The sequence below is a fragment of the Solicola agrisoli genome (genome assembly GCF_049059935.1).
Taxonomy (GTDB): Bacteria; Actinomycetota; Actinomycetes; order Propionibacteriales; family Nocardioidaceae; genus JAURVT01.
Genome location: NZ_JBMGQR010000017.1, coordinates 1 through 19029, shown reverse-complemented (window position 1 = coordinate 19029; position 19029 = coordinate 1). Strand labels below are relative to the sequence as shown.

At 72.8% G+C, this 19029-nt stretch carries 16 protein-coding genes; 8 read left to right on the top strand and 8 right to left on the bottom strand.

All coding sequences use genetic code 11. The features are described from left to right. Positions 1-42: 42 nt before the first annotated feature. Positions 43-615, bottom strand: a complete 573-nt coding sequence (locus ACI6PP_RS08595) for a TetR/AcrR family transcriptional regulator (protein WP_421110816.1) — start codon at positions 613-615, stop codon at positions 43-45. 111 nt (positions 616-726) lie between these two features. Beyond that, the gene (locus tag ACI6PP_RS08590) at positions 727-1554 is read right to left on the bottom strand and encodes an NAD-dependent protein deacetylase (RefSeq protein ID WP_421110814.1); all 828 of its coding nucleotides are present in this window, start codon (positions 1552-1554) and stop codon (positions 727-729) included. 100 nt (positions 1555-1654) lie between these two features. Here ACI6PP_RS08590 and ACI6PP_RS08585 point away from each other — a divergent pair, with 100 nt between their 5' ends. Next, positions 1655-3574: an acyl-CoA dehydrogenase family protein gene (locus tag ACI6PP_RS08585; protein ID WP_421110812.1), complete on the top strand. Its 1920-nt coding sequence runs from the start codon at positions 1655-1657 to the stop codon at positions 3572-3574. A 64-nt stretch (positions 3575-3638) separates the two neighbouring features. Here ACI6PP_RS08585 and ACI6PP_RS08580 read toward each other — a convergent pair whose 3' ends face one another. The 3 genes from ACI6PP_RS08580 to ACI6PP_RS08570 all read right to left on the bottom strand — a co-directional run bounded on the left by ACI6PP_RS08580 (position 3639) and on the right by ACI6PP_RS08570 (position 9145). Beyond that, entirely contained in the window at positions 3639-5192 is a 1554-nt protein-coding gene (locus ACI6PP_RS08580) for an NAD(P)/FAD-dependent oxidoreductase (protein ID WP_421110810.1), read from the bottom strand. A gap of 90 nt (positions 5193-5282) precedes the next feature. Next, positions 5283-6449: a hypothetical protein gene (locus ACI6PP_RS08575; RefSeq protein WP_421110808.1), complete on the bottom strand. Its 1167-nt coding sequence runs from the start codon at positions 6447-6449 to the stop codon at positions 5283-5285. Positions 6450-6517: 68 nt separating this feature from the next. Beyond that, positions 6518-9145 carry an ATP-dependent Clp protease ATP-binding subunit gene (locus tag ACI6PP_RS08570; protein WP_421110806.1) on the bottom strand — a complete coding sequence of 876 codons (2628 nt, stop codon included), beginning with the start codon at positions 9143-9145 and terminating at the stop codon, positions 6518-6520. 221 nt (positions 9146-9366) lie between these two features. Between ACI6PP_RS08570 and ACI6PP_RS08565 the strand changes: the two genes are divergently transcribed. The 6 genes from ACI6PP_RS08565 (at position 9367) to ACI6PP_RS08540 (ending at position 14949) form a co-directional block, all read left to right on the top strand. Continuing rightward, the gene (locus ACI6PP_RS08565) at positions 9367-10719 is read left to right on the top strand and encodes a cation:dicarboxylate symporter family transporter (protein ID WP_421110804.1); all 1353 of its coding nucleotides are present in this window, start codon (positions 9367-9369) and stop codon (positions 10717-10719) included. A gap of 107 nt (positions 10720-10826) precedes the next feature. Continuing rightward, positions 10827-11477 carry a hypothetical protein gene (locus tag ACI6PP_RS08560; RefSeq protein ID WP_421110803.1) on the top strand — a complete coding sequence of 217 codons (651 nt, stop codon included), beginning with the start codon at positions 10827-10829 and terminating at the stop codon, positions 11475-11477. Next, positions 11474-11785: a transcriptional regulator gene (locus tag ACI6PP_RS08555; RefSeq protein ID WP_421110801.1), complete on the top strand. Its 312-nt coding sequence runs from the start codon at positions 11474-11476 to the stop codon at positions 11783-11785. The genes ACI6PP_RS08560 and ACI6PP_RS08555 overlap by 4 nt, the downstream gene beginning before the upstream one ends. After that, entirely contained in the window at positions 11782-12687 is a 906-nt protein-coding gene (locus ACI6PP_RS08550; RefSeq protein ID WP_421110800.1) for an ABC transporter ATP-binding protein, read from the top strand. Before ACI6PP_RS08555 ends, ACI6PP_RS08550 begins: the two co-directional genes overlap by 4 nt. Further along, positions 12684-13457: an ABC transporter permease gene (locus tag ACI6PP_RS08545; protein WP_421110798.1), complete on the top strand. Its 774-nt coding sequence runs from the start codon at positions 12684-12686 to the stop codon at positions 13455-13457. The genes ACI6PP_RS08550 and ACI6PP_RS08545 overlap by 4 nt, the downstream gene beginning before the upstream one ends. Before the next feature lie 130 nt (positions 13458-13587). Continuing rightward, the gene (locus tag ACI6PP_RS08540; RefSeq protein ID WP_421110796.1) at positions 13588-14949 is read left to right on the top strand and encodes an FAD-dependent oxidoreductase; all 1362 of its coding nucleotides are present in this window, start codon (positions 13588-13590) and stop codon (positions 14947-14949) included. A gap of 73 nt (positions 14950-15022) precedes the next feature. Here the strand turns inward: ACI6PP_RS08540 and ACI6PP_RS08535 are convergent, their stop codons facing one another. Continuing rightward, positions 15023-15472, bottom strand: a complete 450-nt coding sequence (locus ACI6PP_RS08535; RefSeq protein WP_421110794.1) for a hypothetical protein — start codon at positions 15470-15472, stop codon at positions 15023-15025. A 47-nt stretch (positions 15473-15519) separates the two neighbouring features. After that, positions 15520-17757: a beta-glucosidase BglX gene (gene bglX / locus ACI6PP_RS08530; RefSeq protein ID WP_421110792.1), complete on the bottom strand. Its 2238-nt coding sequence runs from the start codon at positions 17755-17757 to the stop codon at positions 15520-15522. A gap of 119 nt (positions 17758-17876) precedes the next feature. Between bglX and ACI6PP_RS08525 the strand changes: the two genes are divergently transcribed. Further along, positions 17877-18323, top strand: a complete 447-nt coding sequence (locus tag ACI6PP_RS08525) for a DUF1579 family protein (RefSeq protein ID WP_421110790.1) — start codon at positions 17877-17879, stop codon at positions 18321-18323. A 74-nt stretch (positions 18324-18397) separates the two neighbouring features. On the opposite strand, the gene ACI6PP_RS08520 is transcribed toward ACI6PP_RS08525, so the two are convergent. Further along, the gene (locus ACI6PP_RS08520) at positions 18398-18898 is read right to left on the bottom strand and encodes a DUF4304 domain-containing protein (protein WP_421110789.1); all 501 of its coding nucleotides are present in this window, start codon (positions 18896-18898) and stop codon (positions 18398-18400) included. Positions 18899-19029 lie beyond the last annotated feature (131 nt).

Sequence of the window (19029 nt, the reverse complement as noted above, 5' to 3'; positions counted from 1 at the left end):
AGGATCCTTCGACGGTGCGGGTGGTGCGTGGGGTGGTGCGGGTCAGGAGGTGATGCCGAGCGCCGGCAGCAGCACGGCGTCGACGAAGCGGAGCATGTAGACGGGGTCGGACGGCTCGCCGTCGATGACCTCGCGCAGCAGGGCGGGGCCGATGAGCAGCGGGAGCACGAACTCGATCGCGGGGCGGTCGGGCTCGATCTCCCCGCGCTGCACGCCCCGCTCGACGATGGTGTCGAAGGTGGCGCGCTGGGCGGCGACGACGTTGTCGCGGACTCCCGCGGCGAGGTCGGGGTTGGTGCGGCAGGCGTGCACGATGGCGCCGACGATCGTCATCTCGATGTCGGGCTTGTCGGCGTGGTCGCACATCAGCGCCTCGAGGTCGCCGCGCACCGAGCCGGTGTCGGGCACCTCGGGCTCGACCGGCAGCAGGGTGCCGAGGGCGTCGACGACCAGCGTCTCCTTGTCGCCCCACTGGCGGTAGAGCGTGGCCTTGCTGGTGCGGGCGTCGGCGGCGACCCGGTCCATCGTCAACCGGTCGTAGCCGTCCTCGGCGAGGATCGCGAGGACCGCGGCGTGCAGCTCGGCGACCCGCTCGGTCGACATCCTGCTCGTCATCGCGTCCCTCCAACTGAACGAAACGGTTTCGTTTCGATGGATACGCTACGCCGATCCCCAGGTGGTTGCCAGGTGGAGGGGTGTGACGTCCGCCGCAGGGGCGGCCGCGGCTCAGTGCAGGGCGGTGGCGAGCGTCGTCAGCGCGTCGCTGCAGCCGGCGTCGACGTGGAGCGTCGCGAGGTCGTCGCCGCGGGTGGCACCGCGGTTGACGATGACGACCGGCGTGCCGTCCTTGGCCGCGCGCCGGACGAAGCGCAGGCCCGACATCACCTGCAGCGACGAGCCCGCGACGAGGACCGCGTCCGACGCCTCGAGCATGTCGAAGGCGCGCTGCACGCGGGGCTTGGGGACGTTCTCGCCGAAGAACACGACGTGCGGCTTGAGCGCGCCCCCGCAGCGCAGGCAGTCGGCGAGGACGAAGCCCGCGGTGTCCTCGAGGACGGCGTCGCCGTCGGGCGCCACCGCGGCGTCCTGCTCGGACCAGCCGGGGTTCAGGTGGGTGAGCCGCTCGTGCAGGGACCGGCGCGACGTCACCTCGTCGCAGCGCAGGCAGACCACCTCGTGGATGCGCCCGTGCAGCGCGACGAGGTCGTCGTGACCGGCCGCCTCGTGCAGGCCGTCGACGTTCTGCGTGACCAGACCGGCCAGACGTCCGTCGACCTCCATCGCGCGCAGCGCGTGGTGCGACTCGTTGGGCGCCGCGGCCCGCATCCGGGCCCACCCGACGTGGGCGCGCGCCCAGTAGCGCTGCTGCGCGGCGCGTCCGGTGAGCAGCTCCTGGTAGGTCATCGGCGTGCGCGGCACCGACCCCGGGCCGCGGTAGTCGGGGATGCCGGAGTCCGTCGAGACCCCTGCCCCCGTCAGCACGAACAGCCGCCGCCCGGCGAGCAGCTCGCAGGCGTCGTCGACCGTCGCTCCCGCGGACGTCGTGGTGCTCACGCCGTCCAGCCTAGGTCGCCCGCACCACCCCCACCGAGTGCGGCGTGGGACGTGACACGATCGACGGCACATCGAGCTACCCCGGAGTAACATCGCGGTCATGGACACCACGCAGGACCAGCCGATCGGGCTGCGCGTCCGTGACGCGCTCGACGGACGTTGGCACGACATCAAGGCGCAGTCGCGTCAGGAGCTCGCCGAGGCGGCGCTGCTCACCGACCCCCTCCTGGACTCCCCCACCGCCCGCGCCAAGGTGCTCGAGCAGATGAAGCTGCTCGTCGAGACCGGCACGCCCGCGATGGGCTTCGCGGTCGACCACGGCGGCAGCGGCGACGTGGGCGCGTCGGTCACCGCGTTCGAGATGCTCGCGTACGCCGACCTCTCGCTGATGGTCAAGGCCGGCGTGCAGTGGGGCCTGTTCGGCGGCGCGATCGAGAACCTCGGCACCGAGCGTCACCACCGTGCGTACATCAAGCCGCTCATCGACCTCGACCTGCTCGGCTGCTTCGCGATGACCGAGACCGGGCACGGCAGCAACGTCCAGGAGCTCGAGACCACCGCGACGTACGACCCCGCCACCGAGGAGTTCGTGCTGCAGACGCCCACCGCGTCCGCGCGCAAGGACTACATCGGCGGCGCCGGGCAGCACGCGACGATCGCCGCGGTCTTCGCCCAGCTCGTCACCGGGGGCGAGACGCACGGCGTGCACTGCTTCGTGGTGCCCATCCGCGACGACGAGGGCCACGACCTCCCCGGCGTGACGACGTCCGACTGCGGGCCCAAGGCCGGCCTCGCGGGCGTCGACAACGGCCGCATCGTCTTCGAGCAGGTGCGCGTGCCGCGCGAGAACCTGCTCAACCGGTACGCCGACGTGGCCCCCGACGGCACCTACTCCTCGTCGATCGAGAACGTCGGCCGACGCTTCTTCACCATGCTCGGCACCCTGATCCGCGGACGCGTGAGCGTCGGCGGCGCCGGAGGTGCGGCCGCCCGCGTCGGTCTGTCGATCGCCGTCCGCTACGCCCTGCAGCGCCGCCAGTTCGGCGCCCCGGGCAGCGATGACGAGGTCCTGCTCATGGACTACCTGCTGCACCAGCGTCGGCTGTTCCCGCTCGTCGCGAAGTCGTACGCCCTCCAGTTCGCCCAGAACGAGCTGGTCGCGGCGATGCACGACGTCCAGAGCGCCGACGACCCCGACGAGCATGCGCAGCGCGAGCTCGAGGGGCGCGCCGCCGGGCTCAAGGCGGCCAACACCTGGCACGCCACCACCGCCATCCAGGAGGCCCGCGAGGCCTGCGGCGGCGCCGGCTACCTCGCCGAGAACCGGCTCGTGCTGCTCAAGGCCGACACCGACGTCTTCACCACGTTCGAGGGCGACAACCACGTCCTCACCCAGCTGGTGGCCAAGGAGCTGCTCACCGCCTACGCGAGCGAGGTCGGCGGGCTCGACCCGCTCGGCATGGTCCGCTTCGCGACCAGGACGGTGGCCGACGTCGTCGTCGAGCGCACCGCGGCGCAGAGCCTGATCCAGCGCCTCGTCGACGCCTCGCCGCTCGGCGACGACGCCGACCTGCTGTCGCGCGGCACCCAGATCGGGCTGTTCGAGGAGCGCGAGAAGCACCTGCTCGAGACGGCCGCGCGGCGCCTGCAGCGCGCCCGCAAGGACGGCGCCGACGCGTTCGCGATCTTCAACGCCGCCCAGGACCACGTCGTCGCCGTCGGTCGCGCGCACGTCGACCGCGTCGTGCTGGAGGCGTTCGTCGCCGGCATCGAGGCCACCGCCGACCCCGAGGCCAAGGCCCTGCTGGAGAGGGTCTGCGACCTCTACGCGCTGTCGGTGCTCGAGGCCGACCGCGCGTGGTTCATCGAGCACAAGCGCCTGACGGTCTCGCGCGCCAAGGAGATCCCGACCCTGGTCAACCGGCTCTGCCAGGAGCTGCGCCCGCACGCGCTGACGCTCGTCGAGGGGCTCGGCGTCCCCGAGGGCATGCTCGGCGCCGCCATGCTGCACCAGGACTGACCGGCAGGGCACGCACGACGGCCCCCGATCTCGCGAGAGGTCGGGGGCCGTCGTGCGTGGTGCGTCAGGAGTGGCCGGTGGACGCGCCGGTGCGCGACTCGTCGGAGTCGGCACCCAGGTCGAGCTGGGGATCGAACTGCGGGTCGGGCTCGGTGGTGCCCTCCGGGTGGACGCCGTCCGGCACGCGGACGTCCTGGTCGCCCTCGCCGGCCTCGGGGGTGGGCTCGCCCGCGTGGTCGGGGTGCGCGTCGTCGGCCGCGACCGCGCCGCGCTCACCGCCGTCGCGCTCGCGCGCGGGCTCGTCCAGCTCGCCGGCCTCGCCGCCGGTGAGGGCCGGGCCGGGCTCGCGGCGACGCAGCGCGACGGGCGGCGTCTCGCCGACGATCGCGTTGGTGCTCGGCGTCAGGTACTTGACCGTGAGGTTGATCAGGGTGTTCAGCCGGTTGCGGTTGCCCAGCAGCGTGAGGATGTGGATCGCCATCCAGATCATCCACGCCAGGAAGCCGGTGAGGCGGGGGCCGTGCGCGATGTCGGCCACGGCCGAGCTGCGTCCGATGGTGGCCATCGTGCCCTTGTCGCCGTACTTGAACGGCTTGTGGTCCTGGCCCTTGAGCTCGGACTTGATCAGCTTGGCGACGTACTTGCCGCCCTGCAGCGCCGGCTGGGCCAGCTGCGGGAGGGCGCGGTCGCCGTCCTCGACGCCGATGTCGCCGACGGCGAAGACGCGCGGGAAGCCCTGGACGCGCAGGTGGTCGTCGACCATGATCCGGCCGCCGCGGCCCTGCGGCACGCCCCAGTCCTTGACGACGGGGTGCGCGGTGACGCCCGTGGCCCAGATGACGATGCCCGCGGGCAGGAACTCGTCGTCGCCCACGACGACGCCGTCGGGACGGACCTCCTTGACACCGGTGTTGAGGCGGAGGTCGACGTCGCGCTTCTCGAGCGACTTCTTGGCGTAGTCGCGCAGCTTGGGCGCGAAGGGCGCGAGGACGAACGGCGCCTGCTCGACGAGCGTGATGTGCGTGCGCTTGCGGTCGAGCTCGGGGTACGTGGTGGCCATGTCCTTGTTGCGCAGCTCGGCGAACGCGCCGGCGGTCTCGACGCCGGTGGCGCCACCGCCCACGACGACGATGCGCAGGTCGCGGTCCTGGCCGTTGACGGCCGCGTCCTCAAGGTTGGCGAAGAACTTGTCGCGCACCGCGAGCGCCTGCGAGCGCTTGTACAGCGGCATCGAGTTCTCCTCGGCGCCCTTGACGCCGAAGTAGTTCGTGGTGACGCCGGCGGCGATCACCAGGTAGTCGTACGAGACCAGCTGGCCGCCGTCGAGGCGGATGGTGCGCGCGTCGTGGTCCATCGACAGCACGGTGCCCTTGAGGTACCGGACGTTGTCCTGGTCCGAGCGCACCGCCCGCAGGAACCACGTGATGTCGCCGGGGTTCAGGCTGGCGGTCGCGACCTGGTAGAGCAGCGGCTGGAACGTGTTGTAGGTGTGGCGGTCGATCAGCGTGACGTCGACGTCGGCCTTGCGGAGGTTGCGCACGGCCGACAGACCGCCGAAGCCGCCGCCGACGACGACGACGTGCGGCCGGGTACCAGGCTGACGGTTCGCAAGGCTCATACCAGCAAACTACTCGCGTCGCCCGCCCCCGCGCACATCACACGGCAACTCCGGACGGCTCCGTGGCGTGTCTCACGCCCCGGGCGGGAGTCAGCCCCGGAACCAGGCGTTGGCGTCGGCGCGCCAGATCAGCACGATGGTGGCCGCGGCCCCCGCCGCCCACACCAGGCCGAGCGGGAACGCGGCCAGGGAGACCGCGAAGGTGGCCGCCGAGAGGATGGTCAGCACGACGCGCGCCGCCTTCATCCGGGCGAGGAGCAGCAGCGCCGACACCAGGCTGACGACCGCCAGCAGCGTGCCCACCGACGTCGCGACGAACATGATGCGGGTCAGCTCGACGAGCTCCAGGCCGGTCTGGGCGGTCAGCTCGGTCATCGCGGACTGGCTGGAGACGATCTCGCGGTACTGCTCGGGCGAGGCGAGGTAGATCAGCGCGTTGGCCCCGAGCAGGAGCACCATCAGCCCGCTCATCACCGACGCGAGGACCACCGCGACGTTCACCGACCGCGGGGTGGACGTGGTGGCCGGCCGCTGGTGGGGCTGCTGCCAGGGCTGGTGGCCCGTCGGCTGCCCCCACCCCTGCGGGGTCTGCGGCCCGGCCGCGAACGGGCGCTCGCCGGGCCGCGGCCCTGCGTCCTGGGCGGGCGGCCGGTCGGCCTGCGGACGGGCGGTGGGCCAGGTGACGGGCGGGGACGGCGACGAGGCGAGGTCGCGGGGCGTGTCGTCCGCGCGCGGGGCGTCGGTCTCGCGCGGCGCGGCCGCGAACGGGTCGGGCCGTCCGGCGGCGGGCAGGGGCTCGCCCCGCTCCTGGGCGCGCACGGCGGCGAACCAGGCGCGGCCCTCCGGCGACCACAGCGACGCCACGCCGTACGTCATCAGCGCCGCGGGGAGCACGCCGCCGAAGCTGAGCAGCAGGACGAACGCCAGCGCGGCGAGCACGCCGACGATCGTCAGGCCGATCCGGGACGCGAGGTGGCCGCGCGCGGTGAAGACCGAGAACACGATGACGACGACGGAGAACGCCGCCGCGCCCATCAGGATCCAGCGCAGCCACGGCAGCGCCTCGGCCACGGTGACCTGACCGTCCAGGCCGCTCTCGCGCAGCTGCGAGGCGATCCACTCCTGCTGCTCGAGCGAGCCCTGGCTCGCCATCAGCACCATCGCCTGCACGAGGACCCAGGCGGCCGCCGCCCCTGCGATCAGGCAGGCGACGGTGACCCGGCGGGGTCGGGGCGGGGTGGTCGTCCGGTCGGCCATGCCACCAGTCTCCCACCCGGTCCGCGCCTGCCGGACGGGCAGGCGCGGACCCGGGTCGGGCCGGCAGGTCAGTCGACGGGCGTCACCGTGAGGCCGTCGGCGCCCTCGGCGTGGTCGACGTCCACCCGGACGGCGTCGCCGTCGCGCACCTCGCCCGACAGGATCGAGCGGGCCAGCCGGTCGCCGATCGCCTGCTGCACCAGTCGGCGCAGCGGACGAGCGCCGTAGGCGGGGTCGAACCCGGTGACGGCGAGCCACTCCTTGGCGGCCTCGGTCACCTCGAGCCCGATCCTCCGGGCCTCCAGGCGCGACGCGAGCGACGCGACCTGCAGGTCGACGACGCGCGTCAGCTCCTCGGTGCCGAGCGGGTCGAACATGACGACCTCGTCGAGCCGGTTGAGGAACTCGGGCTTGAACGACGAGCGCACCACGCCCATCACCGCGGCGTCCTTGGCGTCCCGGTCGAGCGTGGGGTCGGCCAGGAACGCCGATCCGAGGTTCGACGTCAGCACGATGATCGTGCTGCGGAAGTCGACCGTGCGGCCCTGGCCGTCGGTCAGGCGTCCGTCGTCGAGCACCTGCAGGAGCACGTCGAACACCTCGGGGTGCGCCTTCTCGACCTCGTCGAGCAGCACGACGCTGTACGGACGCCGCCGCACCGCCTCGGTGAGCTGGCCGCCCTCGTCGTGGCCGACGTACCCGGGGGGCGCGCCGACCAGGCGGGCGGTCGAGTGCTTCTCGGCGTACTCGCTCATGTCGATGCGGACGATCGCGCGCTCGTCGTCGAACAGGAAGTCCGCGAGCGCCTTGGCCAGCTCGGTCTTGCCCACGCCGGTGGGTCCGAGGAACAGGAACGAGCCGGTGGGGCGGTCGGGGTCGGAGATCCCGGCCCGCGCGCGACGGACGGCGTCCGACACGGCCGTGACGGCGGCCTTCTGCCCGATCAGGCGACGGCCGAGCTCGTCCTCCATCCGCAGCAGCTTGCCGGTCTCGCCCTCGAGCAGACGGCCCGTGGGGATGCCCGTCCAGGCGGCCACCACCTCGGCGACGTCATCGGGGCCGACCTCCTCGGCCACCATGCGGTCGCCGCTGGCGGCGGCCTCGGCGGCCTGGGCTTCTGCCGAACGCGTCTGAAGCTGGGCCACTTCGCGCTCAATTTCCAGTCGTCGCGCCAGAAGGCGGTGCTTGCTCTCCCCTTCGGGCAACACCATGGACTCGCGCTCGGTCCTGTCGAGCTCTATCCGCAGTCCGTCGATCCGCTCCTTGATCTCGCCGACGGCGTTCAGGCTGCGGCGCTCGTCCTCCCAGCGCGCCTCCAGGCCGCGCAGGCGCTCCTCGGCGTCGGCGAGGTCCGAGCGCAGCTTGGCGAGGCGCTCGCGGCTGGCGTCGTCCTGCTCGCGGTCGAGGTGCATCTCCTCCATCCGCATCCGGTCGGCGGCGCGGCGCAGCTCGTCGATCTCGACGGGGCTGGAGTCGATCTCCATGCGCAGGCGGCTGCTGGCCTCGTCGATCAGGTCGATGGCCTTGTCGGGCAGCTGGCGTCCGGGGATGTAGCGGTCGGACAGCGTGGCCGCGGCGACCAGCGCGGCGTCCGCGATCTCGACCTTGTGGTGCGCCTCGTACTTCTCCTTGAGACCGCGCAGGATCGCGACGGTGTCCTCGACGCTCGGCTCGCCCACCAGCACCTGCTGGAAGCGACGCTCGAGCGCGGGGTCCTTCTCGACGTTCTCGCGGTACTCGTCGAGCGTGGTGGCGCCGATCATCCGCAGCTCGCCGCGGGCGAGCAGCGGCTTGAGCATGTTGCCGGCGTCCATCGAGCCGTCGCCGGAGGCACCGGCACCCACGACGGTGTGCAGCTCGTCGATGAAGGTGATGACCTGGCCGTCGGAGTCCTTGATCTCGGCGAGCACGGCCTTGAGCCGCTCCTCGAACTCGCCGCGGTACTTGGCGCCCGCGACCATCGCCGCGAGGTCGAGCGAGATCAACCGGCGTCCGCGCAGCGACTCGGGCACGTCGCCGTCGACGATGCGCTGGGCCAGTCCCTCGACGACGGCGGTCTTGCCGACGCCGGGGTCGCCGATCAGCACGGGGTTGTTCTTGGTGCGGCGGCTGAGCACCTGCACCACGCGCCGGATCTCGGTGTCGCGGCCGATCACCGGGTCGAGGCCGCCCTCGCGGGCCACCTCGGTGAGGTCGACGCCGTACTTCTCCAGCGCCTGGTAGGCGTCCTCGGCGTCCGGGCTGGTGACCTTGCCGGCCCCGCGCACGGTGCCGAAGGCCTCGCGCAGCGCGTCGGGCGTCGCGCCCGCCCCGACGAGCAGGTCGCGGACCGGCGAGTCGACGGTGGCGAGCCCCACGAGCACGTGCTCGGAGGCGACGAACTCGTCGCCCATCTCGGCGGCGAGGTCCTGCGCGCGCTGGAACGCCTCGAGCGTCGAGCGCGACCACGAAGGCGCCTGGACGGCCCGGCCCTGGGCGGCGGGCAGCGTGGCGGCGGACTTCGCGGCGTCCTCCACGACCTGCGCGGCGTCGACGCCGGCCGCGGTCAGCAGCGGCACGGCGGTGCCGCCGTCCTGGGCGAGCAGCGCCTGCAGGACGTGGACCGGCTCCACGTTCGGGTTGCCGGCCGTCGCAGCCGCCGAGATCGCGGCCTCGACGGCCTGGCGGGTGCGGGTGGTGAGCTTGCTTGCGTCCATGTGTGTGACCCCCTGGGGCGTGCGGAGGGAACGGGTTCCCCCCAATGTTCTGACGGTTCCTCTGGTTCAACCAGTGCAGGGTTGAGTCGATTCCGCTCAAGGTGCAGATTCTCACCGTGATCCCGACCCCGGCGTCGTGGGCGGGCCGGGGGTTGCGTGCGCCACCCAACCGTCGGCGCTAGCGTGACGCGGGCCACCCACCCCGACGCAGGAGGCCCACCATGCCCGAGCCCGACAGCAGGAGCGCCGCCGGCGACGAGCCGCCTCCGGCCACCAAGAAGCGCGACCGCACCCACTGGCTCTACATCGCCGTCATCGTCGCGGTGGCGCTCGGCATCCTCACCGGCTTCGTCCTCGGCGAGGACGCCGTCGCGCTCAAGCCGATCGGCGACGCGTTCGTCAACCTGATCAAGATGATGATCGGCCCGGTCATCTTCTGCACCATCGTGCTCGGCATCGGCTCGGTGCGCGAGGCCGCCAGCGTCGGCAAGGTGGGCGGGCTCGCGCTCGGGTACTTCATCACGATGTCCACCGTGGCGCTGGTCATCGGCCTGGTCGTCGGCAACCTGATCCAGCCGGGCGACGGCCTCAACATCACCGACTCCATCGCGCAGGCCGGACGCGACCAGGCGCCGGCCGAGGCCGAGGGGCTCAGCGGCTTCCTGCTCAGCATCATCCCGACGACGATCGTCTCGTCGCTGACCGAGGGCTCGGTGCTGCAGGCCCTGTTCGTCGCGCTGCTCGTCGGGTTCGGGCTGCAGAGCATGGGCGAGGCTGGCCAGCCGATCCTGCGCGGCATCGGACACCTGCAGAAGATCGTGTTCAAGGTGCTCGCGATGATCATGTGGGCCGCCCCGGTCGGCGCGTTCGGCGCGATCGCGGCCGTCGTCGGGGCGACGGGAGGCTCGGCCCTGCTCGGCCTGCTCAAGCTGATGATCGCCTTCTACATCACGTGCTTCCTGTTCGTGGTGATCGTGCTCGGGACGCTGCTGTGGCTCGTGGCGCGCGTCAACGTCCTGATGCTGCTCAAGTACCTCGGGCGCGAGTTCCTGCTCATCGTGTCGACGTCGTCGTCGGAGTCGGCCCTGCCCCGCCTGATCGGCAAGATGGAGCACCTGGGCGTCGCGCGCCCGGTCGTCGGGGTCACGGTGCCCACCGGGTACTCGTTCAACCTCGACGGCACCGCGATCTACCTGACGATGGCCTCGCTGTTCATCGCCGAGGCGCTCGACAAGCCGTTCTCGATCGGCGAGCAGGTCGGTCTGCTGGTCTTCATGATCATCGCGTCCAAGGGCGCAGCCGGTGTCACCGGCGCGGGCCTGGCGACCCTCGCCGGCGGCCTGGCGTCGCACCGCCCCGACCTCTTGGACGGCGTCGGCCTCATCGTCGGCATCGACCGGTTCATGTCCGAGGCGCGGGCCCTGACCAACTACGCGGGCAACGCCGTCGCCACCGTCCTGATCGGCACCTGGACGCACCAGGTCGACCACGAGCGCGTCCACCGCGTGCTCGCCGGCGAGCTCCCGTTCGACGAGGAGGCCTTCGCCCGCGGCGAGGCCGAGAGCGTGCACTAGCGCCTCGATCGCACCACCGACGGCCGTCGACCCCCACGGGGGTTGACGGCCGTCTGCTGTGCCTGCAGAGTGGTTTGCAGCACAAAGTGATTTGCCAGGAGGCAGCCATGGACCCGCACCCCACCACCACCCCCGACGAGCAGGGGCTCGACCCAGCCGAGTCGCTCGCGCTGATCGAGGCCCAGCGTGCGCGCGTCCGCGACGCGGTCGAGGTGGACGGGCGCGTCATCTTCGCGGCTTGGGGCGTCGCCTGGCTCGTCGGCTACCTCGCCCTCCACGCGACGACCCGCGAGACGGCGGCCGGACCGTCGCCGTCGGGGCTCGGGTTCGCGGTGTTCGGCGTCCTGCTCGCCGCAGCCCTCGTGACGACGGTCGTCCACATCTCGCGCCGCACCGCCGGCGTGCGGGGCGAGTCGTCCCGAATCGGCGCGATGCTCGGGCTCGGGTGGGCCGTCGCCTTCGTGACGGTGTTCGCGGTGATGGCGGCGGTCATGCGCAGCGAGGTCGCCGACGGCCCGATGGCCGGCGTGCTCGCGAACACGATCCCGTGCCTGGTGGTCGGCGTCCTCTACCTCGGCCAGGGCGCGGCCTGGCAGGAGCGGACGCAGTTCGCCCTCGGCGCCTGGATCTGCCTGGTGACGGCGGCGGCCGCGTTCGTGGGCGTCCCCGACCTCTACCTGGTGATGGCCCTGGCCGGCGGCGGCGGCTTCCTCGTCGGTGCGGCCGCGGAGCAGGTCCTGCGGGGGCGACGGGCGTGAGCGACCTCGACCCGGTGATCCACGCGCAGTCCCGGCTGCGGGTGATGGCCACCCTCGCCGCGATGGCGGCGGGCGAGGAGATCACCTTCCCCCGGCTCCAGCAGGTGCTCGAGATGACCGCCGGAAACCTGTCGACTCACCTGCGCAAGCTCGAGGACGCGGGCTACGTCGCCCAGTCCAAGACCCACCGCGGACGCACCCCCGTCACCTACGTGGGGCTGACCGAGCCCGGCCGGCGCGCCTACGACGACTACCTCGCGACCCTGCGCGCCATGCTCGACCCGACCCGTCAGGAGCAGACCTCATGACCTCGGCCGTCCACCTCGACCACGTCACCCGTCGCTTCGGCGACGTGCTCGCCCTCGACGACGTCAGCCTCGACGTCGCCCCCGGCGAGCTCGTCGGGGTCCTCGGACCCAACGGCGCCGGCAAGTCCACGATGCTCAGCCTGGTCACCGGCCAGCGCGCCCCGTCCTCCGGCACGGTCCGGGTGTTCGACGGCGACCCCCGCCAGGCGTCCACCCGCGTGCACCTCGGCGTGACGCCGCAGGACACCGGGCTGCCGCCGACCCTGCGCGTGGCCGAGGTCGTCGCGTTCGTCGGCGGCCACTACCCCGACCCGTTCGCCACCGACGAGCTGCTCGAGCGGTTCGACCTCGCCGACCTCGCGCGCCGCCAGTGCGGCGGGCTGTCCGGCGGCCAGCAGCGACGCCTCGCCGTCGCGCTGTCGATGGTCGGACGGCCCCGGCTGGTGCTGCTCGACGAGCCCACCACCGGCCTGGACGTCGACGCCCGCACCGCCCTGTGGGCGGCGGTGCGCGGCTACTGCGCCGACGGCGGCACCGTCGTCCTGACGAGCCACTACCTCGAGGAGGTCCAGCAGCTCGCCGAGCGCGTCGTCGTCGTGGCCGAGGGGCGCGTCCTCGTCGACGACACCGTCGACGCCGTGATCGCCCACGTCGACGTCGACCGCGTGACGATGCACAGCCCCGACCGCGCCGTGGGCGACCTCGCCGGCGTCACCGACTGCCACTGGACCGGCGACCGCGTCGAGGTGCTGACGCCCGACGCCGACGCGTTCGTCCGGTCGCTCGTCGCGTCCGGCGTCGAGTTCAGCCACCTGCGCGTGCAGGGCGCGTCGCTCGAGGACGCCTTCACCCAGCTCACCCGTCACCAGTCCGCCGCCCCGGCCGAGGAGGCCCACGCATGAGCACCACCGCCGCCGCCCCGTCCGCCCTGAGGCTGGCCTGGCTGCACACCCGCTACCAGCTGACCGAGGTGCTCCGGGTGCCCATCGCGGTGGTGGGCAACTGCCTGTTCCCCGCGCTCGCCCTCGTCTTCTTCGTGGTGCCGCAGGACTCCGTCGCGTCCGACCCGCTGGTCGCGACCGCCGCGATCGGCCAGCTCAGCGTCTTCGCCGTGATGTCGACCTGCATGTTCACCTACGGGGTGGGGGTCGCCGAGGACCGTGAGCGCCCGTTCGACGGGTACCTGCGCTCGCTGCCCGCCGGCGCCGTGCCGCAGCTGGTCGGGCGCATCGCCACCGGCATGACGTTCGTCGTGCTCGCGCTGGTCCCGGTGGTGCTCATCGGCTGGCTGGCCACCAGCGCCACCGTGACGCCCGCGCGGCTCGGCGCCGGCGTCGTCGCGCTGGTGCTGGCCGGGCTGCCGTTCCTGTTCCTCGGGTTCGGCATCGGCTACCTGCTGACGGCCAAGGCCGCCCTGCCGATCGCGCAGGTGGTGCTGTTCCCGATGGCGTTCGCGGGAGGCATCTTCCTGCCGCCGCAGATGTTCCCCGGCTGGCTCGACGCGGTGTCGCTGGCGCTGCCCAGCCGCGCCGGGCGCGACGGCGTGGTGTGGGCGCTGGTCGGCGGCGAGGCCACCTGGCGGACCGTCGTGGTCTGGGCCGTGTGGACGGCCGGCGCGTTCGCCCTGGCCGTCTGGGCCTACCGCCGCGACGAGGGTCGTCGCTTCCACTGAGCCCTCGATGCGGTGAGGCGACTCACACGTCCGTGACGTGAGACCGCCTGGGGTCGCGCGGCGATCGGGATTAGCCTGGCCTAAGTAGTCACGTGAAATCTTTCACGAGTCGTCCAGGAGAGGTTCGTCCATGACCAGGCAGCTGCGGGTCGCCGTCGTCGGTGCAGGCCCGGCCGGCATCTACGCGTCCGACATCCTGACCAAGAACGCCGCCGAGGCGGGGGTCGGGGTGTCCGTCGACCTGCTCGACAAGGACCCCACCCCCTTCGGCCTGATCCGCTACGGCGTCGCGCCGGACCACCCGCGGATCAAGGAGATCGTCAAGGCGCTCACCCGCGTGCTGTCCAACGACGACATCCGCTTCCTCGGCAACGTCGGGTTCGGCACCGACCTCAAGCTCGACGACCTGCGCCCGTTCTACGACGCGGTCGTCTTCGCCACCGGCGCCAACAAGGACCGCGACCTGGACCTGCCGGGCATCGACCTCGACGGGTCCTACGGCGCCGCCGACTTCGTGTCCTGGTACGACGGCCACCCCGACGTGCCGCGCGACTGGCCGCTCGAGGCCGAGTCGGTCGCCGTCCTCGGCGCCGGCAACGTCGCCCTCGACGTCGCCCGCATCCTGGCCAAGACCGCCGACGAGCTGCTCGTCACCGAGATCCCGGCCAACGTCGAGGCCGGCATCCGCGCCAACCGCGCGCAGGACGTCCACGTCTTCGCCCGCCGCGGCCCCGCGCAGGTCAAGTTCACCCCGATGGAGCTCCGCGAGCTCGGGCACTCGGAGAACATCGACGTCATCGTGCACCCCGAGGGCTTCGAGCTCGACGAGGGCTCGATGGACGCGATCCGCGCGAGCAAGTCGGTCAAGCTCGTCGTCGACGTGCTGCAGAACTACGTCGCCGCCGAGCCCAAGGGCAAGAAGCACCGCATCCACCTGCACCTGTGCCAGGCGCCCGTCGAGATCCTCGACGACGGCACCGGCAAGGTCGGCGGCCTGCGCACCGAGGTCACCGAGCTCGACGGCACCGGCAACGCGCGCGGCACCGGCGTCCACCAGGACTGGGACGTCCAGGCCGTCTACCGCGCCGTCGGCTACCTGTCCGACACCCTCGCGGGCCTGCCGTTCGACCACGCCCAGGGCGTCGTGCCCAACGACGGCGGCCGCGTCATCGACCTCGACGGCGGCGCGCTGCCCGGCGCGTACGTCACCGGCTGGATCAAGCGCGGACCCGTCGGCCTGATCGGCCACACCAAGTCCGACGCCGCCCAGACCGTCGAGATGCTGCTGTCGGACGTCGACCGCCTCACCCCGGCCGAGCGTCCCGACCGCGAGAGCTTCACCGACCACCTCGACGAGATCGGCGTCGCGTACACGACGTGGGAGGGCTGGCAGGCCCTCGACGCCCACGAGGTGTCGCTCGGCGAGACCGCCGGTCGCGGCCGCGTCAAGGTCGTCGACCGCGACGACCTGGTGCGCATCAGCCGCGGCTGACCCCCTCCCCGCCGACCTGTCGGTGCGTGGTGATGCCCCGGCATCATGACGCACCGACAGCTCGGCGGGGGGGTCAGCGCAGGCGGACCACCTGCACGCGGCAGGTGGGGGTGGCCGACTCTCCCACCGGCACGGCGTCGACGGTGAACGCCGTCGCCTTGCCCGGCTGCAGCTGCGGCAGGACGAGTCGTCGTCCGGGCTTCTGGCCGCCGTCCGGCGCACCCACCACCACGGTGATCCGGTAGTCCGCGGGCGCCGACGTGGGGTTGGTGATGGCCCCGGTGGCGGTCCAGGCACCCGACCCGTCGCGCGCGCAGAGCAGGTCGGAGACGTCGGCGTCCGCGGCCACGCCGGGGATGCCGGCCGCGCCCGCCGCCGAGGGCGACGCGGTGGCGGTCGGCTCGGCGGTCACCGTCGTGCTCGGGTCGGTCGGCGCGGGCGCGGCGTCGTCACCGCCGCCGCACCCGGCGAGCGCGAGCGCGAGGACGGCAGCGGGGACCAGGACGGCGCGGGGGGCGGGCACGACCCCATGGTGCCGTGCCCGCCCCCACGCGCGGCGTCAGCGCACCGTCACCGCACCGTGAAGCTGCCGGCGAGCGGCGCCTCGGACGACGTGCCGACGTAGACCTCCACCTCGCCGCGCTCGATCACGAACTTCGCGTCGCGGTCGTAGAAGCCGACGTCGGCGGGCGTCAGCTCGAAGGTGACGCGGCGTCGCTCCCCCGGCTCCAGCGTGACCCGCTCGAACCCGCGCAGGCGACGGACCGGCTGCACGGTGCTCGCGACGGGGTCGCGCAGGTAGAGCTGCACCACCTCGTCGCCGGCGCGGGTGCCCGTGTTGCGCACCACCGCGCTGACGCTGACCGAGCCGCCGCGGCGCGCCATCGTCGCGCGCGACAGCCGCACCCCCGACACCGCGAACGTCGTGTACGACAGGCCGTGGCCGAAGACGTACAGCGGGCCGTCGGCGAGGTCGAGGTACTTGGACGTGTACTTGTTGTCGGGGTCGTACGGACGTCCGGTGTTCTCGTGGTTGTAGTAGATCGGCACCTGTCCGACCGCCCGCGGGAAGCTGACGGGCAGCTTGCCGCCGGGGTTCGTCACCCCGAACAGGGCGTCGGCGATCGCGGTGCCGCCCTCGAGCCCGGGCGCCCACGCCTCGAGGATCGCGGGCACCGCGGCGGCGAGCGCCGTCAGCGTCAGCGGACGCCCGTTGACGAGCACCGCGACGCTGTTGGGCTGCGCCTCCGCGACGGCGTCGGCGAGCCGCTGCTGGACGCCCGGCAGCCCGATGTCGCTGCGGGCCGACGCCTCGCCGCTCAGGTCGGCGCTCTCGCCCAGCACGAGCACCGCGACGTCCGCGGCGCGCGCGGCTGCGACGGCCGCGGCGATGCCCGAGGTGTCCGAGCCCGTCACCGCGCACCCGGGCTCGTGGACGACGGTGCCCGTGGCGAGCGCGTCGATCGCGGCCAGGACGGTGGTGGGCGGGGTGGTGGACGCGCCGGTGCCGAGACCGGCCCAGGTGCCGTTGAGGTCGTACGTCGCGGTGGCCAGCGGGCCGATCACGGCGATGCGTCCCGTGCGGGGCAGCGGCAGGGTGGCGTCCTCGTTGCGGAGCAGCACCAGGCTGCGGTCGGCTGCCGCGCGGGCGGCGCGACGCGTGGCGGCCGTCGGCGCGGTGACCTCTCGCGCCTCGTCGACGTAGGGGTTCTCGAACAGCCCGAGGTCGAGCTTGACGCGCAGGATGCGGCGGACGGCGTCGTCCACCTGGCGCTGGGTGATCGCGCCGGAGCGCAGCAGGGCGGCGGCGTTCTCGACGTAGGTGGTGCTCGTCATCTCCATGTCGACGCCGGCGCGGATGCCCTCGCGGGCGGCGTCGCGTCCGTCGGCGGCCTGGCCGTGCGGGATCAGCTCCTGCACGCCGGTGTAGTCGCTGACCACGAACCCGTCGAAGCGGTAGCGGTTCTTCAGGATGCCGCGCACGATCTCGGCGTTGCCGTGGGCGGGCACGCCGGCGACGGTGTTGAAGCTCGTCATCACCGTGGCGACGCCGGCCTCGACCGCGGCCTTGAACGGCGGCAGGTACAGGTTGTGCAGGCGCTGGATCGACACGTCGACGGTGTTGTAGTCGCGGCCGCCCTCGGGGGCGCCGTAGGCGACGAAGTGCTTGGCGCACGCGGCGAGCGTGGTGGCGCCGGCGAGGCTGCTGCCCTGGTACGCCCGGGTCTTGACGGCGGCGAGCACCGTCGTCAGGTATGGGTCCTCGCCGTTGCCCTCGGCGATGCGACCCCAGCGCGGCTCGTGGCAGACGTCCATCATCGGCGCGAACGTCCAGTGGATGCCGCTGCGGCGCGCCTCGGCGGCCGAGACGCGCGCGTCGTCCGCGGCGACGTCGGAGTCGAACGCGGCGGCCTGGCCGAGCGGGATCGGGAAGTTGGTCGTGTAGCCGTGGATGACGTCGAGCCCGACGATGAGCGGGATCTTCAGCCGGGTGCCCTCGACGGCCTTGCGCTGGATCGCGTTGATCGCCTTCGCGCCGACGACCGAGAAGATGCCGCCGAGGCCGGTGGTGGTGAGCGCCTCCTCGGCGGACTCGACGGTGTTGGCCAGGCGCAGCTGGCCGATCTTCTCCTGCTGGGTCATCCGCCGCAGCAGCTGCTCGACGCGCCGGTCGCGCGAGGCGGTGCGCTCGGTGGCGGTGGCCGCTCCGGGCACGAGGGTCGTGGCGGCTCCGGCGACGGCGGCGGTACCGGCGGTGCCGATCAGGCGGCGGCGGGTGAGGCCGTCGGTGGTGGGGGTGGTGGTCATGGCGTTCCTCCGGGGGCGAGGTGGTGCGGTGTGGCTCAGGTCACACCCGTCGCACTCTCTACCCTCGACGCAGACGGCACAAACCACCCCTGACCCGCAACCCCCGGAAGGACGAGACCATGAGCCCGCTCCCCCAGCCGCACGTCCGCGCCCTGGCACCGCTGGTGGGTCGCTGGCGCACCTCGGGCACGGTGCTGGACGCCGGCGGCGACGTCGTCGCGCAGATCCGCGGCACCGACACCTACCGGTGGCTCACCGGCGGCGCCTGGCTGGTGCACGAGGTCGACGTGATGATGGGCGACGACCACGCCGAGGCCCTGGAGCTGATCGGCGACCGCGACCCCGCGTCCGGGGGCTGGCTGATGCGCGCCTTCGACGCGTCCGGCGACTTCGGCACCATGACGCTGACGCGTCTCGACGACGGGACCCTCCTGGCCGTCGGCGACGCCGTCCGCAGCCTCCTGCGTCCCGCGGCGGACGGCGGCTCCATGACGGCCGTCTGGGAGCAGGAGCGGTCGGGCACCTGGACCCGGTGGATGGACATGTCCTTCACCCGCCTGGGGTGACCGCGTCCCACGATTCGGCGACCTGCGGCCCGTTCGAGCCGGCCGGACGGGCCGTTGCTCGCCAGATGGTGGGTTCAATCGAGCGAGCGCAGCCAGCCGCCGACGTAGCCGTCGGGGTGATGGCCCTGCTCCCGGAGCTCGGCGACCAGCTCAGCGTGGTCCAGCAGACGGACGAGCCTGGGCACTCCCTCGACGCGGAGCCGCTCGGTCATGTCGCGGACGGCTGCGACGGCGCCCCCCTCGCTCGTGACCGACCACCAGACGTCGTCGTCGTCGGCTGCGCCGGTCGGGTACAGCCGTTCCTGGTAGACGCCGTCCGACGCCGTGGGCCGCGACGCCGCACGACCGGGATCCTTCAACCATCGGAGCCACGCGGCGGGCGCGACGGCAATGTTGAGCACCAACGTGAGGCCGTCGGCGCTGTTCCACTGGGACGACTGAAGGTTGACGATCGCCCAGTCGCCTGCGTCGTTGCGCAACCGCCACGTGGGCAGCGTCCCGCGGAAGCCGTGACCCCGGAGCATCGGCGCCAGCTCGGCCTTGACGCCCTCGCGCAGCGCGTCCTTGAGCGTCATGGGGGGAGTCTGGCACCGCGTGCCGAGAGTTGTCGGTGCCTCACAGGGTCATGACCCTGTGAGGCGCCGGCGAGCGTGTGGTTGATCCCACGGCGGTTGAGCAGGTCGGTGGGCAGGTCGTGACTGGCGAC

Excerpts from the sequence above, each read along its gene's own strand:
- ACI6PP_RS08595 (WP_421110816.1), bottom strand. The coding sequence starts at position 615 with ATGACGAGCAGGATGTCGACCGAGCGGGTCGCCGAGCTGCACGCCGCG.
- ACI6PP_RS08585 (WP_421110812.1), top strand. The coding sequence starts at position 1,655 with ATGGACACCACGCAGGACCAGCCGATCGGGCTGCGCGTCCGTGACGCG.
- ACI6PP_RS08580 (WP_421110810.1), bottom strand. The coding sequence starts at position 5,192 with ATGAGCCTTGCGAACCGTCAGCCTGGTACCCGGCCGCACGTCGTCGTC.
- ACI6PP_RS08575 (WP_421110808.1), bottom strand. The coding sequence starts at position 6,449 with ATGGCCGACCGGACGACCACCCCGCCCCGACCCCGCCGGGTCACCGTC.
- ACI6PP_RS08570 (WP_421110806.1), bottom strand. The coding sequence starts at position 9,145 with ATGGACGCAAGCAAGCTCACCACCCGCACCCGCCAGGCCGTCGAGGCC.
- ACI6PP_RS08565 (WP_421110804.1), top strand. The coding sequence starts at position 9,367 with ATGCCCGAGCCCGACAGCAGGAGCGCCGCCGGCGACGAGCCGCCTCCG.
- ACI6PP_RS08560 (WP_421110803.1), top strand. The coding sequence starts at position 10,827 with ATGGACCCGCACCCCACCACCACCCCCGACGAGCAGGGGCTCGACCCA.
- ACI6PP_RS08550 (WP_421110800.1), top strand. The coding sequence starts at position 11,782 with ATGACCTCGGCCGTCCACCTCGACCACGTCACCCGTCGCTTCGGCGAC.
- ACI6PP_RS08545 (WP_421110798.1), top strand. The coding sequence starts at position 12,684 with ATGAGCACCACCGCCGCCGCCCCGTCCGCCCTGAGGCTGGCCTGGCTG.
- ACI6PP_RS08540 (WP_421110796.1), top strand. The coding sequence starts at position 13,588 with ATGACCAGGCAGCTGCGGGTCGCCGTCGTCGGTGCAGGCCCGGCCGGC.
- bglX (WP_421110792.1), bottom strand. The coding sequence starts at position 17,757 with ATGACCACCACCCCCACCACCGACGGCCTCACCCGCCGCCGCCTGATC.
- ACI6PP_RS08525 (WP_421110790.1), top strand. The coding sequence starts at position 17,877 with ATGAGCCCGCTCCCCCAGCCGCACGTCCGCGCCCTGGCACCGCTGGTG.
- ACI6PP_RS08520 (WP_421110789.1), bottom strand. The coding sequence starts at position 18,898 with ATGACGCTCAAGGACGCGCTGCGCGAGGGCGTCAAGGCCGAGCTGGCG.